Below are 230 nucleotides of genomic sequence, written 5' to 3' on the forward strand. Positions count from 1 at the left end.
GCAATGATTTCTGGTGAATCTTTTTGATATTCTAAGGGAGCACCTCCAGCAAGATTTCCTGAGATATATTGTCAACCAAGAACAATATCCATATTATGCTTTACCGCTGCCGGCATTACTCGTTGTAAGGCGCGCTCGTGGGCGAGTAAGGAATTGCGAGCAGCTAGTAAGGAGATATTTGGCTGCGCTTCTTCTAGGTCGAGCGTGCGCGCCATTGATTCTCCGTTGTT

1 pseudogene is annotated in these 230 nt (G+C 46.5%); it reads right to left on the reverse strand.

From position 1 onward, the window contains the following. A pseudogene (locus JDS95_RS30910) lies at positions 1-230 on the reverse strand (aldo/keto reductase); the annotation flags it as partial.

The organism is Bacillus cereus group sp. N24, from assembly GCF_016483345.1.
GTDB classification, from domain to species: domain Bacteria; phylum Bacillota; class Bacilli; order Bacillales; family Bacillaceae_G; genus Bacillus_A; species Bacillus_A toyonensis.